Raw genomic sequence first — 13,791 nt, 5'->3', positions numbered from 1 at the left:
TTAAATATGAAAAAAGCCTGCTTAAAGCAGGCTTTTTTGTTATCTCAACTCAGCACCGAGTTGTTTTTCAAAATTGGTTTGGAGCTTTTTCATAATTTTATCTATTTGTTTATCTGTAAGAGTTTTGTTTTCGTCTTGTAATGTAAAGCTTACAGCATAACTTTTTTTGCCTTCAGGAAGGTTTTTACCTTGATAAACATCAAATAAATCAACATCTTTTAATAGTTTCTTCTCGGTTTGAGAAGCGATTTTATCAATGTCTTCAAAAGTAACATGGTTATCTATCAATAAAGCAAAATCTCGTCTTACTTCAGGGTATTTAGGGATTTCGGTATACGAAATACTATTGGTTTTAGCTGTTTCAATAATATTATCCCAATTAAATTCGGCATAAAGGACGTTTTGAGAAATATCGAAGGGTTTTAAAACCGCTTTTTTAATCACACCAAACTCTACCAATTTTGTTTTCTTTTTTGAGATGCAAATACCTTCGGAAAGCAAATCGGTTGAAATAGGAGAGGTCGAGGTTCCTTGTATTCCTAAGCGATTAAAAATGGTGTTTATAATTCCTTTTAAATAAAAGAAATCACTTTCTCTTATAGTAGAATTCCAGCGCTCGTTATCTCTATTTCCTGTAACAAAAAGCGATAAACGTTTAAACTCTTCGCGTTTACCATTAAAATCGTGGTATGTTTTACCAAATTCAAATAACTTTAAGTTATTACGTTTTCTATTAATATTATGATTAATGGCTTCAAGACCAGAAAACAACATACTTTGGCGTAACACACTTAAGTCGCTACTAAGTGGATTTAACATTTCAACATTATGCTCATTTTTTAATTGTTCGCTTAGTTCTGTATATTTTGCAGAGGTAAGCGAGTTTGAAAGCATTTCGTAAAATCCTTGAGATGCTAATTGATTACCAATAATATTTTGAAGTTTATAATCTTCAAATCTCGAAGTATTAGAAATAGATGCGTTAAGCTTTTCGGTGGTTTTTATATTATTATAACCATAAACGCGTAATACTTCTTCAATAACATCGGCTTCACGCTGCACATCGTTTCTGTAAGCAGGAATAGTAAGACCTAAACCGGCTTCGGTAACATTGTTAATTTTAATGCCTAACGACATTAAAATTTCTTTTATAGTTTCTTTGGGGATTTCTTCACCAATAAGTTTTTTAGCATTATCAAAACTTAAACGTACTTGAAAATCTTCTATTTTTTTAGGGTAAGTATCAAATACATCGCTAGTAATTTCACCTCCCGCTATATCTTGAATTAGTAATGCTGCGCGTTTTAAAGCGTATTCTGTAATATTTGGATCGATACCTCTTTCAAATCTAAAAGACGCATCAGTATTTAAACCGTGTCTTTTAGCTGTTTTTCTAACAGAAACAGGGTTGAAATAAGCACTCTCTAAAAAGATTGCTGTGGTAGTTTCTGTAACACCTGAATGTAATCCTCCAAATACGCCAGCAATGCACATAGGTTTTTCGGCATTACATATCATTAAATCTTCTTCATGAAGCTCGCGTTCTACTTCGTCAAGGGTTGTAAATTTGGTTCCTGCAGGAAGTGTTTTTACTTCAATTTTGTTGCCTGTAATTTTAGAGGCATCAAAAGCGTGTAATGGTTGTCCTAATTCGTGTAGCACATAGTTTGTAGCATCTACAACATTATTTTTAGGTGTTAATCCTATAGCTAATAATCTGTTTTTTAACCAGTTTGGTGACTCGCTTACTTTTAATCCAGAAATGGTTACACCACAATATCTTGGTGCTAAATCGTAATTTTTAACATCAACATCAATACGCAGTGTGCGGTTTTCAACATGAAAAGCACTTACAGAAGGTGTTATTAATTCTGAGTTAATATCTTTTTGAAGCAGTCCAGCTTTAAGGTCTCTTGCGGTGCCAAAATGACTCATAGCATCGGCTCGGTTGGGCGTTAGGCCAATTTCGAAAACATAGTCGTTTTCAACCTCGAAAACTTCCGCTAGAGGTGTTCCAGGAGTTAAACTGTTGTCTAAAACCATGATGCCATCATGGGAGTTTCCTAGTCCTAATTCGTCTTCGGCACAAATCATTCCTTGGCTAACTTCACCACGAATTTTCCCTTTTTTTATTTTCCAGGCTTCGCCTTCAGGGGTGTATAATGTTGTTCCTACAGTAGCCACAGGTACTTTTTGACCTTTATCTACATTAGGGGCGCCACAAACAATTTGAACGGGGTCTGATTCGCCTATATTTACCGTAGTAACTTTTAAGCGGTCTGCGTTTGCGTGTTTTTCGCAGGTTAGCACTTCGCCAACAACAATACCATCAAGGCCACCTTTAACCGATTGAAAGCTTTCTATACCTTCAACTTCAAGTCCTAAATCTGTAAGTAATTCACCTGTTTTTTCAGCGTCCCAATCTATTTGAATAAATTGCTTAAGCCAATTGTAAGAAATCTTCATAAGATGTCATTCTGTTTAAGTGTGCAAAGATAATAAACCTCTTAGGTTATTTGAAATAGATAAGAGGTTTTTAAAGAGTTTATAAAACGAAACTAGTTAGTTTTTATTCTTTTTAAATAATGGGATTAAATAAGATATGTTATAGCCATACCCAAAACCAAAGTTACCACTATCGTAAGTTTTATGATATCCTGGAATATATAAGTTTTCGTAGCCGTTAGGTTGGTCTTGACTAATAATATATTTAAACTGCGCATTGGCGCCTAAATATAAGTTTTTAAGGACCTCTACTTTTATACCTAGAATAACTTCGCCCCAAATTGCAGTAAGACCACTAAATTCTTGACTTTCGTTACTTGAAAGTTGTGGTGCCCAATATTGATTAGGAGCGTATACACTAAATGATTCTAATGTTTGAGAAAATGTACTAGCTCCAACCCGAAACCCGCCGTAAATCATGTTTTCCATGCCATACCAATTATCGTAAGCATTATAATCGACACCGGCTTTAAAGTAGGTTCCTTTAGCTGTATTGGTTAAATGGTCGTTATTGGTTTTCTTTTCTTCGGCACCAATTTCACCTGCTAAATACCATCGTCGGGTTAATCTGTAGTCTCCATTTATTTCAAAGCCAGTGTAATCGTCATCAATAAAAGAGCGAATTAATTTTCCTATATCACCACCAAGACGAATACCGTATTTTTGTTTCACCTTTAAGGAATCTGGTATATTATTGGTTTCTGGGAGGCTATCGTTTTGCGCAAAAGAGAGGGCACAAAACAGTAAAAAAACCATATTAATGGTAAATTTTGTAATGTACTTCATCTTCGTTATTTACTATTAAATTATCGTTTGCTGGTATTATATTTTGAATCCAATTGTCGCCATCATCTTCTACGGTTATAGTTACATTTTTAAATACAGTTCTGTAACCACAGCCTCTTGAGAGGTATTCTTGCTCTCTAGTATAGTTAATGGTAATAATATCTTCATTTCCTTCTATAATATCGTCTTCTGGTTCTGGTGTGCCGTTATCATCAACATTATAATCTATATGTAACCTAAACTGTGTTACATCATCGGTTGTTTTTAGCGGTAACAGTAAGCTACTTGTTCTAACAACATCGTAATCTGAGAGTACAGATTCATTGCCAACACCTTGAACACGTAAATTAAACACATTTTTAGGGGTGTCTTCATCTGGGAAATTAATGTCTAAAAGTGCAATATTAATTCTAGATGTTGTAATACTTTCGGAACAAATATCATCACGTTCACACGTGAATAAAACTAAAGCGAGTAGAAGTGACGCTGTGATTTTTTTCATAACAATTTTATCTTCTTTCCAAAAGTACAACAGTTTCTATGTGCGCTGTATGTGGAAATTGATCGACTAAACTTAGTTTTTTTATCTTGTAATTGGCGTGTCCAAGTTGTTCAATGTCTCTAGCTTGGGTTGCTGGATTGCAAGATACATAAACCAAACGTTTTGCATTTAGGTTTATGATTTTTTTAAGCGTTTTAGGTGTAATACCAGCTCTTGCGGGGTCCAAAATAATGGTTTTAATATTGTTTTTGTACTGTGGATGCTCGGTTAAAAATTTCCCAACATCGGCAGCATAAAATTGCAAGCCTTCAATGCCATTACGTTGTGCATTTTTTTTGGCATCTTCTATTGCCGATGCAACAATGTCTACACCTATTATTTTTGTATTATTTGCTTTTGAAGCTATAATTTGACCTATAGTTCCTGTACCACAAAATAAATCTAAAACAACACTGTTATCTACAGCTTCTCTATCTTCAAGAGCATAATCAACAACTTTTGAATATAATTTTTCGGCAGATTTTGGATTAGTTTGAAAGAAACTTTTCATGCTAATTTCAAATTGTAACCCTAATAATTCCTCGACAATTTTATCTTTTCCATAGACTAGTTTTATACTCCCTGAAGTAGCAATAGTACGATCTCCAATTTCATCGTTAATAGTATGTAATAAGCCTGCTAATCTATCTCCAAATAGAGAGACTAAAAACTCTGCAAAAGCAGTTAAATCAAATTTTGATAAGTCGTGAGATGTGGTCACTAAATTAAATAACAAGGCATTGGTTTTGTGGGATTTTCTTACAACAAAATACCTGAAAAAACCTGTTTTTCTGGGTGCATGCCATGGTGGTAACCCTGTTTTTTCACAGTAATGTCTTATGGTTTTTAAATGGGTTTCTACCGCTTCGTCAAAAAGGCCAGAATCTTTTTCTAGGTTTTCACCCATCCACCAAGTACCACGCCTTTTAAATCCTAAGGTAAACTCATCTACATCGGTCTGTTTGGTTTTGTCATATCCAATAGCCGAAAAACCATATTCCATTTTGTTTCTGTAATGAAACACATTTGGAGAGCTAATAAACGCATCAAAATAGTTCTCAATATTATCTACTTTACCAATTTTTTTAAACAGCGAAAGGGTACTTTCCTTTTTATATTTATGTTGTAAATCAATAGGCAACTTTATGTAAGGTGCGCCAGGTATGTCTTGGTAGGGGACTTCAACTTCATCGGGTGATGACTGTAAAACATCAATAAGTTTACATTCAGCATACTTTTTACTAGACTTTTTAACCTGAGCTTTTACAAGCTGACCTGGAAGTGTATTGGGTACAAATACAATAAACTCGCCATGTTCGTTTTTAAGACGCGCTATACCTTTTCCACCAAAGGCATAGTCTTCTATTTTTAAATTTAGTATTTGTCCGCGTTTTACAAATTTATTTCGTTCTCTTCGAGGCATTATTCTTTATATTCAATGGTCTGCAAAATTAGCAAAACTTATGAATTAATATGGCTTTTATTATAACATTGATAATGTTGTTTGTTTTCTAAAACTTAAATATATACTAGCAAAAAATCTTAAACTAACATTTTAAGAAGCAGTTAATATTTAGTAATTTGCGAACTCTTAGGGATGATTTCTCTCCCACGCTGAATTTTCGAGGGTTTCGGAAGGATAAAGGTAGAGAAGGAATGGTTATTTTATTCACACATTAAACTATTTATTAAAATGGCTGTTTTAGACCAATTAACATCGCAAGAAGCGATGGATTTAGAAAACAAGTATGGCGCACATAACTATCATCCACTTCCAGTGGTATTAAGTAAAGGTGAAGGCGTTCATGTTTGGGATGTAGAAGGCAAGCAATATTACGATTTTCTTTCAGCATATTCTGCTGTTAATCAAGGGCATTGTCATCCAAAAATTGTTGGCGCAATGACATCGCAAGCGCAAACTTTAACACTAACATCTAGAGCGTTTTATAATGATATGTTAGGGCGATTTGAAAAATTTGCAACAGCATATTTTGGATTTGATAAATTGCTACCAATGAATACAGGAGCCGAAGCTGTAGAAACGGCACTAAAAGTATGTAGACGTTGGGCTTATCAAGTAAAAGGAATTGATGAAAATGATGCTGAAATTATTGTATGTGAAAACAATTTCCATGGAAGAACAACTACAATTATTTCATTTTCAAACGATCCTGTAGCTAGAAAAAACTTTGGGCCTTACACTAAAGGCTTTATTAAAATAGATTACGATAATTTAGACGCTTTAGAAGAAGCTTTAAAAAACAACCCTAATGTTGCTGGCTTTTTAGTAGAGCCTATTCAAGGAGAAGCTGGTGTTTATGTGCCATCTGAAGGGTATTTGCAAAAAGCCAAAGCCCTTTGTGAAAAGTATAATGTTTTGTTTATTGCCGATGAAGTACAAACAGGTATTGCCAGAACCGGACAATTATTAGCTTGCGATCATGAGAATGTAAAGCCTAATATTTTAATTTTAGGTAAAGCTTTAAGTGGCGGTGCTTATCCAGTAAGTGCTGTTTTAGCCAATGATGATATTATGAATGTGATTACACCAGGTAGTCACGGAAGTACTTTTGGTGGTAACCCTGTTGCTGCAGCGGTTGCTATTGCTGCGTTAGAAGTTGTTAAAGAAGAGTCTTTAGCCGAAAATGCAGAAGCTTTAGGGCAGCTTTTTAGAAGTGAAATGAATAAATATATAGCCGAAAGTAATATTGTAACACTTGTGAGAGGAAAAGGCTTGTTAAATGCTATTGTTATTGATGAAGATGAAGAAAGTGATACCGCTTGGAATATTTGTATGGCATTACGTGATAACGGCTTGTTGGCAAAGCCAACTCATGGTAATATTATTCGTTTTGCACCACCATTAGTAATGAACAAAGAGCAGTTGTTAGATTGTGTTGCTATTATTACAAAAACACTCAAAGCGTTTGAAAAATAGATCAAACTAACATATGATAGTATTAAAAGTGGTTGATGTTTATCAATCACTTTTTTTATGGAGCAAGTTCGGTAAATGGGTGTAAGGGAAGGTTTCTTAAAAACCAAAACACAAGAACAATAATAAGAACTGTTATTGTAAATTTTGAGGTGTGAATTAGATTATAAGTTTCTTTTTTAAAAAATGTTAATCTTATAAATGTTAAGGCTTCATAACCTAAAACAATTCCTAGAAGAATAAATAAATAATTATGTCGTAACCCTTCAATAAAATGGCCGTTTAAAATATCATGAATAGCTCTTTGACTCCCACAACCAGGGCAATATAGTCCTGTAAACCTATAAAAAGGGCACTTAGGAAATAATTGTATTTCTTCGGAAGAAGGGTTTACAAAAAAATATAGCGATACTGCAGAGATAAGCAGGATCGCTATAATAATGTATAAAAAAAGTCTTAATCTAGAAGTCGCCATTAGCTATTGCGGCAAAAATTGCAATTCCATAAATAGCAAAAATAACGATATAAATTAAAAGTGCTAATGCCACAGAAACAATTCCCCATGTTTTAGCATTTTTAGACGCTCTTTCGGCTTCAGCGTAGTTTCCATCTTCATAAAGGCTATTAACCTTTGTTGAATAAATAATACTAACAATTCCTGCTGGTAAACAACATAAAATAGTGCTAATAATAGCCAAGGCTAAATAACTGTTAGGTCTAGTTGGTTTATTTTCCATGTTTTTTGGTATAAGTTTTTAATTTAAATAAAAAGTAATAAAAAAGCGACCATTAAAATGGTCACTTTTAATAGTTAAAGCGATAAGATTAGTTGCCTTGCTGTTGTTGCCATTGTTCCATCATTTGTTGCGATTGCTCCATCATTTCATCCCATCCAACTGTGGCAATTCTGTATATAGTTGCTGCAAAATAAACTAAGTTGATGATTAGAATAACTAAAGCTACAATTCGTGCAGTATCCATAGATTTAACACTACTTTGATCGTAGTTTTCTGGATGAAGTTTAGCATCTTTTAGTTTATTCATTGCAATAAAAAAGGCAATTCCAGATAAGATAAAGCCTAATCCGCCAAAGCAGCAGCATAATAAACCTAAAATGGCTAAAATATAAACGACTGTTGGGTTAAGTTTTTGTTGTTCCATAAGTAAGTGAAGTTATTGGTTAATTAATTTAATAGTAAAACTTACAAGTATCGTTGTTACCGAAGTTATTGCAAGAATATTAATAATTTTATTAGCGTGTTTAAATTTAAAGAAAAAATTTAAACACAAAAAAAGCGTTAAAACAATTAAAGGATAAATGGCAGGATACATTTTAAAAGCAGCACTAAACTCGCCTTTTAAAATTAAAAAGAATGCACGTTGTATACCACACCCCAAACAATCAAAACCTAATAATTGCTTATTAAGGCAAGGAAGCATATAATGTTCTAGTTCAAAAGACATCACGTCTGTTTACGTTGTTTTAGGGTATAACTATTTACAATAATTTTGCCTAAAAGTACAAATTAATTGCAAACGTATTATATGATTTTAATTTAATTAGTGACGCAGTAATATGTATTTTTGTTACTTGTATTTATAAAGGTTGATATATGATGATTCAAAAAACGATAAATTACTTACTTATTATTATTGGCGCAATTGTAGCAATTTATGCGCAAGCAGGCGAGAAGCAGGATACCGTAATACTTATTTTAGGTATGTTTTGTTTAATGATTGGTTTGTACAGGGTTTCAAGAACAATTCCTAGCAAACGTGAAAAAGAAGTAGAAAAAAACGACTCTGAGAATGTTTAAGGTAGGACAATCTGTATCGGTATTAGATGAAGACTTAACAGGAGAGGTTATTGCTGTAAAAGGCGATGTGATTACCGTTTCTTGCGATGGGTTTGATTTAGAGTTTTCGGCTGATGAATTAGTATTAATAGATGATGCTTTGGGGCAATCATACATAACACCAGATCAGGAGGATATAAACCAAAAAGCACAACCTAAGAAAAGGCAAACTACGCGCAAGAAAAAGGCCAAAGATAAATATTCGCCAACCATGGAAGTGGATTTACACATTCATCAATTAACCGATAAGTCTGGTAGAATGACAAACCATGAGATGCTAAACTTACAAGTAGATACTGCCAGGCGACAATTAGAGTTTGCTATAAGAAAGCGTTTTCAGAAAATTGTGTTTATTCATGGTGTAGGCGAAGGTGTTCTAAAAATGGAATTAGAATACCTTTTTGGACGCTACAACGTAAAATATTACGATGCCGATTACAAAAAATACGGTTTAGGTGCCACCGAAGTTTATATTTACCAAAATGCAACACCTGACTAAAACTCAGGTGTAAACGTTCTACCAGCCGAAGGACTTATTTCCATAGTGCCAAAATCAAATTCGCTTTGGTTTAGATTTGAAAAAGAGATGTTTTCAACAAGAATTTCAATAACAAACAGTTGTTCAATATTATGAGTTCTGTATGCTGTTGCGGGAACAGTTGTACTAACATCTGGGTTTAAATAGTCGGCTACATTAGGATTGGTAAAATCGTTAGCAGGATTATTGTCTTGTATTTCATTTTCTTCATCTATGGTTAAAACACCATCGCCATCATCGTCGTTATCTAAATAATTAGGAATACCATCGCCATCGGTATCTACTGGGTTTGTTAACGGATCACCATCAACATCATCATCAAAATCGCCATCGTTGTTGGCATCAACCAAATCATTATCATTAAGTTCGGTTATTGTTAATACGTTGTCACCATCATCATCGGCATCTAAAAAGTTTGGTATTCCATCGCCATCAGTATCATCATCATATAAATCGCCATTACCATTTATATCTTCCATTTCTGCAGGAACACCATCGTTATCATCTTCAATTAAAGTGGTGTAAATAGTAAAATTTCCTGCGGTACTTGAGTAATCGTTTTCAATACCAAGATTGGATGGTGGAATGTCGTTACAAAAAATATTACCGCTAATAGCCGAATTATAAGTACGATAATTAAAAGCATTGGTTGAGCCATTAATATTACCCGTAATTTCAGGATTTACTAGTTCTACTATAGGAGAGTCTGGACTTATATTATCGTATTGTAAAATATCTTCAATAGCATCTATAGGGTTTGTTATTTTTAAAGAAAGCGACTCGTTTGGGGTTGTTTTGGTTTTATAAAACACAAGGTTACCACAATATTCAAAAGTATCGTCAAACTCTAGTTCAACAGTTATCACATCACCATCATCGCAAGATAATAACAAGGTAATTATAGTGAATAGTGCTAAATATTTTTGCATAGCATAAATTTTATTTGAACAAAAATACAGGATTTGCTAAATATAGAACGCTGCATCTTGTAAATAATTTTATTTGACCTATTTTTGTGGCCTAAATAAAAAAAGGCATAAAATAGGGCAATGAAATCGGTATATTTAGATAGTGCAGCAACCACACAAGTTAGAGAAGAAGTTATTAACGATATTAAAGACGTTTTGTTGAATAATTATGGAAATCCATCGTCAACCCATGCGTTTGGGCGTTCTTCTAAAACAATTATTGAAACTGCACGAAAAGCTATAGCGAAGACATTAAATGCCTTGCCACAAGAAATTATTTTTACTTCAGGTGGCACCGAAGCCGATAACATGATTTTACGTTGTGCTGTTCGTGATGGCGGTGTAAAAACAATAATTACATCGGCTATAGAGCATCATGCCGTGTTACATACCGTAGAAGAACTTGAAAAAGAATATGGTATTACAGTAAAATATGTAAAACTACAAGCGTGTGGCACGCCAGATTACGACAATTTAGAGCATTTACTAACAGAGAGTAATAACAAAACGTTAGTAAGTTTAATGCATGTAAATAACGAAATAGGGAATATTCTTGACATTGAAAAGGTCGCTAAAATGTGTAAAGACAATGAAGCACTTTTTCATAGTGATACCGTACAGTCTATTGGGCATTTTGAATGGGATGTACAACAAGTTCCTATTGATTTTATGACGGCAGCTGCACACAAATTTCATGGTCCGAAAGGGATTGGATTTGCTTATATAAGAAAAGATAGCAACTTAAAACCTTTAATTTTTGGTGGCTCGCAAGAACGTGGCTACCGTGCGGGTACCGAAGCTGTACATAATATTAAAGGCTTGGAAACTGCTTTTAAGTTGGCTTATGAAAATTTAGAAGAAGAACGTACTTATGTACAAGAGTTGAAAGATTATTTCACTTTACAATTAGAAAAAGCTATTCCAGATGTAAAATTTAACGGTAATTGCCATAATAACGTTAAAAGCACGTATACGTTAATAAATGCATGTTTACCTATGCCACCAGAAAAGGCATTAACATTACCGTTTCAACTAGATTTAAAAGGTATTGCGTGTTCTAAAGGAAGTGCTTGCCAAAGCGGTAGTAGTAAAGGCTCTCATGTTTTAGAGCAAATCCTTTCAGAGGAAGATAAACAAAAACCTTCTATTCGTTTCTCGTTTAGTAAGTTTAATACTAAAGATGAGATTGATTATGTGGTTAACGTTCTAAAAGAATTTGTTGAGGATTAATCCAAATTCTTAAAACTTCATTGTTGTTCTTATATTAAAAATTCTTGGCGTTAAATAATTAGGAATTGCATATTGGCGTTGGCTATATACATCTCTTACCCAAGTATTGGTAATGGAGTTTTGTACATCAAAAATATTGAAAATCTCAAATCCTAACGATAAGTATTTAAAAGGTTTACGCCATCCTTTGTCAAAACGTTCGTTATAATCTACAACCACATATTGTAAGCCTAGATCGGCGCGTTTATAATCTGGTAAACGGTTTTGATACTCATAAGGATTAGCATAGCTAGGAGATCCACCAGGCAGCCCTGTGTTATAAACCAAATTAAGGTACATTTTCATTTTTGGTAATATTGGCACATAGTCTTGAAATAAGGCAGCAAATTTTAAGCGTTGGTCTGTAGGTCTTGCAATATAGCCTTGGTCGTCTATATTTTCTTCAGTTTTTAAATAGCCAAAACTTACCCAAGATTCTGTTCCTGGAACAAACTCACCATTAAGTCTTAAATCTAAACCATACGCATAGGCTTCGGCATTATTTTTAGCACGATAACGAATACGTACATTTTCTACTGTATAAGGATTAACATCGGTTATTTTTTTATAATAAGCCTCGGTTGTTAATTTAAATGGTCTATCCCACATTTTAAAGCTGTAATCGTTTCCTAAAACAAGGTGTACTGATTTTTGTGCTTTTACGTCTGGATTTACTATGCCTGATGAGTCTCTAAGCTCACGATAAAATGGCGGTTGATAATATAAACCACCACCAAGCCTAAATAACATATCTCTTTTCCAGTTAGGCTTTACGGCTATTTGCGCTCTTGGACTAATAACTGTTTGTGTTTTTGATATAATATTGTCTCCACTTACAGTCCAATTATGAACACGTCCGCCAGCATTAAGCCAAACCTCGGTGTCGTTTATATTTAAACGGCGACTCCATTGTAAATAAGCCTGAATTCTATCTATTTGGGTTTCATTTTTTGTGCGCACATTTTGAAATGCTGTTAGTGGGCCTTCGTATGGTGCGTAAGGTTGCTCGTTAAAGGCATCGCTGCTTGGTGGATTTATTGAAAACCCTGCCGAATCAATTACTTCCCATTCAACTAAACGATCACGAATGTCTTCGTGGGTGTACTTTAAAGACCATTCAAAATTATTATCGTTTATCTCGTAGTTTCCTTTGTGTTGAATGTTAGTAATTAAAGCATCTAAATCATTTCTACCGTGGTTAAGTTGCCCACCAATACCTTCGCTATATTCAACTTCACCTAAATCTTCATCGCCAATATTGGTGTTAACTTCTCCTAAACGGTATTGCGCTAAAATATCGAAATACTCTTCTTCTGTTGTGTGGTAGGTCGAACCAATAAGTTGTAACGATAGATTGTCGTTAACAGTATAAGTTCCTTTTAAAGCACCAAATAGCGTTTGATATCTATCTTTTTCTTGCCCTTCGTAATAAACTAATAAGGCTAACGGATTATCTAATGTACCAAAATTGGTTTGCCTAGTTTTAGGCTGATAATTGTATTTGTTAATAGAAGCATTTCCTAGAAAATCTAATTGAAACTTGTCGCTAAACTTATAAGTTAAATAAGATTGAACATCGAAAAACGTAGGGTCGTAGTTGGTTTCGGTTTGTTTAGCATCGACTAATAGGCTGTTATCACGATAGCGAACACCTACAATACCTGTAAATTTAGAATCTTTACTAGTGCCTTCAACAGCAAGGCTTCCGCCAAGTAAACTAGCATCAAGGCTAACACCAAATTCGTAGGGTTGCCGATAGGTAATATCTAATACAGAGGAAAGCTTATCACCGTATTTGGCTTGAAATCCACCCGCAGAGAAGTCAACATTTCTTACCAAATCAGTATTTACAAAACTAAGCCCTTCTTGTTGTCCTGAGCGAATTAAAAACGGACGGTAAACTTCAAACCCGTTAACGTAAACTAAGTTTTCATCGTAATTTCCACCACGAACAGAATATTGTGTACTTAATTCGTTATTACTACTAACGCCAGGTAATGTTTTTAATAGATTTTCTACACCAGCATTGGCGCCAGGAATTTTTCTAATAGTTTTGGGTTCTAGAGTAACAATACCTTGAATGTCTTTTCTTTTCTCGCTAGAAATAACAACGGTTGAAATTTGCTCAACGTTACTTTTCATAACAGGGTTAAACTCAAAAGACTCTCCGTTTTTAAGATTAAATGTAGCCTGTATAGTTTTAAAGGTAATATGAGTAAAGGTTACTAAAATATCTTCATTTGCGGGAACTTTAAGAGTATAAAACCCATTGTTGTTTGAGGTTGTTCCAAATTGCGATGCTTTAATATTAACATTACTTATAGGAATGTTATTTTCATCTAGAATAACACCTTTAATAGTACCTGTTTGCGCCATGCTTAACACAGGTAGTA

Annotated in this window: 14 protein-coding genes; 4 read left to right on the top strand and 10 right to left on the bottom strand. The window is 34.0% G+C overall.

The features are described 5' to 3' along the window. Positions 1 to 39 precede the first annotated feature (39 nt). The 4 genes from pheT to rlmD all read right to left on the bottom strand — a co-directional run bounded on the left by pheT (position 40) and on the right by rlmD (position 5,255). Positions 40 to 2,466: a phenylalanine--tRNA ligase subunit beta gene (pheT, locus tag R3L15_RS07180; protein WP_338730823.1), complete on the bottom strand. Its 2,427-nt coding sequence runs from the start codon at positions 2,464 to 2,466 to the stop codon at positions 40 to 42. Between the two features lie 96 nt (positions 2,467 to 2,562). Further along, entirely contained in the window at positions 2,563 to 3,291 is a 729-nt protein-coding gene (locus R3L15_RS07175) for a DUF6048 family protein (protein WP_338730822.1), read from the bottom strand. After that, a complete protein-coding gene (locus tag R3L15_RS07170; protein ID WP_338730821.1) occupies positions 3,263 to 3,793 on the bottom strand; it encodes a DUF6452 family protein in 531 nt (176 codons plus the stop codon). The genes R3L15_RS07175 and R3L15_RS07170 overlap by 29 nt, the downstream gene beginning before the upstream one ends. 7 nt (positions 3,794 to 3,800) lie before the next feature. Continuing rightward, complete coding sequence (gene rlmD / locus R3L15_RS07165) at positions 3,801 to 5,255, bottom strand: 23S rRNA (uracil(1939)-C(5))-methyltransferase RlmD (RefSeq protein WP_338730820.1); 1,455 nt, start codon at positions 5,253 to 5,255, stop codon at positions 3,801 to 3,803. A 270-nt stretch (positions 5,256 to 5,525) separates the two neighbouring features. Here rlmD and rocD point away from each other — a divergent pair, with 270 nt between their 5' ends. Then, a complete protein-coding gene (gene rocD, locus R3L15_RS07160; protein ID WP_338730819.1) occupies positions 5,526 to 6,770 on the top strand; it encodes an ornithine--oxo-acid transaminase in 1,245 nt (414 codons plus the stop codon). Positions 6,771 to 6,825: 55 nt separating this feature from the next. Here rocD and R3L15_RS07155 read toward each other — a convergent pair whose 3' ends face one another. The 4 genes from R3L15_RS07155 to R3L15_RS07140 all read right to left on the bottom strand — a co-directional run bounded on the left by R3L15_RS07155 (position 6,826) and on the right by R3L15_RS07140 (position 8,207). Next, positions 6,826 to 7,242 (bottom strand): DUF2752 domain-containing protein, encoded by a 417-nt coding sequence (locus tag R3L15_RS07155; protein ID WP_338730818.1) that lies wholly within the window; start codon positions 7,240 to 7,242, stop codon positions 6,826 to 6,828. After that, a complete protein-coding gene (locus tag R3L15_RS07150) occupies positions 7,229 to 7,504 on the bottom strand; it encodes a CD225/dispanin family protein (RefSeq protein WP_125468652.1) in 276 nt (91 codons plus the stop codon). Before R3L15_RS07150 ends, R3L15_RS07155 begins: the two co-directional genes overlap by 14 nt. 88 nt (positions 7,505 to 7,592) lie before the next feature. Next, complete coding sequence (locus R3L15_RS07145; protein ID WP_338730817.1) at positions 7,593 to 7,928, bottom strand: CCC motif membrane protein; 336 nt, start codon at positions 7,926 to 7,928, stop codon at positions 7,593 to 7,595. A 12-nt stretch (positions 7,929 to 7,940) separates the two neighbouring features. Further along, positions 7,941 to 8,207: a DUF2752 domain-containing protein gene (locus tag R3L15_RS07140; RefSeq protein WP_338734117.1), complete on the bottom strand. Its 267-nt coding sequence runs from the start codon at positions 8,205 to 8,207 to the stop codon at positions 7,941 to 7,943. 173 nt (positions 8,208 to 8,380) lie between these two features. On the opposite strand from R3L15_RS07140, the gene R3L15_RS07135 reads away from it, so the two are divergent. Both R3L15_RS07135 and R3L15_RS07130 read left to right on the top strand, forming a co-directional pair. Next, positions 8,381 to 8,584, top strand: coding sequence for a hypothetical protein (locus tag R3L15_RS07135; protein ID WP_338730816.1), 204 nt, complete (start codon positions 8,381 to 8,383; stop codon positions 8,582 to 8,584). Further along, positions 8,577 to 9,122: a DNA mismatch repair protein MutS gene (locus R3L15_RS07130; protein WP_338730815.1), complete on the top strand. Its 546-nt coding sequence runs from the start codon at positions 8,577 to 8,579 to the stop codon at positions 9,120 to 9,122. The genes R3L15_RS07135 and R3L15_RS07130 overlap by 8 nt, the downstream gene beginning before the upstream one ends. On the opposite strand, the gene R3L15_RS07125 is transcribed toward R3L15_RS07130, so the two are convergent. Continuing rightward, positions 9,119 to 10,090 (bottom strand): hypothetical protein, encoded by a 972-nt coding sequence (locus tag R3L15_RS07125; protein ID WP_338730814.1) that lies wholly within the window; start codon positions 10,088 to 10,090, stop codon positions 9,119 to 9,121. The two genes, R3L15_RS07130 and R3L15_RS07125, sit on opposite strands and share 4 nt — an antisense overlap. A gap of 120 nt (positions 10,091 to 10,210) precedes the next feature. On the opposite strand from R3L15_RS07125, the gene R3L15_RS07120 reads away from it, so the two are divergent. After that, positions 10,211 to 11,359 (top strand): cysteine desulfurase family protein, encoded by a 1,149-nt coding sequence (locus R3L15_RS07120; RefSeq protein ID WP_338730813.1) that lies wholly within the window; start codon positions 10,211 to 10,213, stop codon positions 11,357 to 11,359. Positions 11,360 to 11,368: 9 nt separating this feature from the next. Here the strand turns inward: R3L15_RS07120 and R3L15_RS07115 are convergent, their stop codons facing one another. Continuing rightward, positions 11,369 to 13,774, bottom strand: coding sequence for a carboxypeptidase-like regulatory domain-containing protein (locus R3L15_RS07115; protein WP_338730812.1), 2,406 nt, complete (start codon positions 13,772 to 13,774; stop codon positions 11,369 to 11,371). Positions 13,775 to 13,791: the final 17 nt, after the last annotated feature.

The sequence above is a fragment of the Mangrovimonas cancribranchiae genome, assembly GCF_037126245.1.
GTDB lineage: Bacteria > Bacteroidota > Bacteroidia > Flavobacteriales > Flavobacteriaceae > Mangrovimonas > Mangrovimonas cancribranchiae.
The sequence above is the reverse complement of the archived record's forward strand: the minus strand, read 5'-3'. Positions and strand labels throughout refer to the sequence as shown.

Coding starts and splice junctions, on each gene's coding strand:
- pheT (WP_338730823.1), bottom strand. CDS start 2,466: ATGAAGATTTCTTACAATTGGCTTAAGCAATTTATTCAAATAGATTGG.
- R3L15_RS07175 (WP_338730822.1), bottom strand. CDS start 3,291: ATGAAGTACATTACAAAATTTACCATTAATATGGTTTTTTTACTGTTT.
- R3L15_RS07170 (WP_338730821.1), bottom strand. CDS start 3,793: ATGAAAAAAATCACAGCGTCACTTCTACTCGCTTTAGTTTTATTCACG.
- rlmD (WP_338730820.1), bottom strand. CDS start 5,255: ATGCCTCGAAGAGAACGAAATAAATTTGTAAAACGCGGACAAATACTA.
- rocD (WP_338730819.1), top strand. CDS start 5,526: ATGGCTGTTTTAGACCAATTAACATCGCAAGAAGCGATGGATTTAGAA.
- R3L15_RS07155 (WP_338730818.1), bottom strand. CDS start 7,242: ATGGCGACTTCTAGATTAAGACTTTTTTTATACATTATTATAGCGATC.
- R3L15_RS07150 (WP_125468652.1), bottom strand. CDS start 7,504: ATGGAAAATAAACCAACTAGACCTAACAGTTATTTAGCCTTGGCTATT.
- R3L15_RS07145 (WP_338730817.1), bottom strand. CDS start 7,928: ATGGAACAACAAAAACTTAACCCAACAGTCGTTTATATTTTAGCCATT.
- R3L15_RS07140 (WP_338734117.1), bottom strand. CDS start 8,207: ATGCTTCCTTGCCTTAATAAGCAATTATTAGGTTTTGATTGTTTGGGG.
- R3L15_RS07135 (WP_338730816.1), top strand. CDS start 8,381: ATGATGATTCAAAAAACGATAAATTACTTACTTATTATTATTGGCGCA.
- R3L15_RS07130 (WP_338730815.1), top strand. CDS start 8,577: ATGTTTAAGGTAGGACAATCTGTATCGGTATTAGATGAAGACTTAACA.
- R3L15_RS07125 (WP_338730814.1), bottom strand. CDS start 10,090: ATGCAAAAATATTTAGCACTATTCACTATAATTACCTTGTTATTATCT.
- R3L15_RS07120 (WP_338730813.1), top strand. CDS start 10,211: ATGAAATCGGTATATTTAGATAGTGCAGCAACCACACAAGTTAGAGAA.
- R3L15_RS07115 (WP_338730812.1), bottom strand. CDS start 13,774: ATGGCGCAAACAGGTACTATTAAAGGTGTTATTCTAGATGAAAATAAC.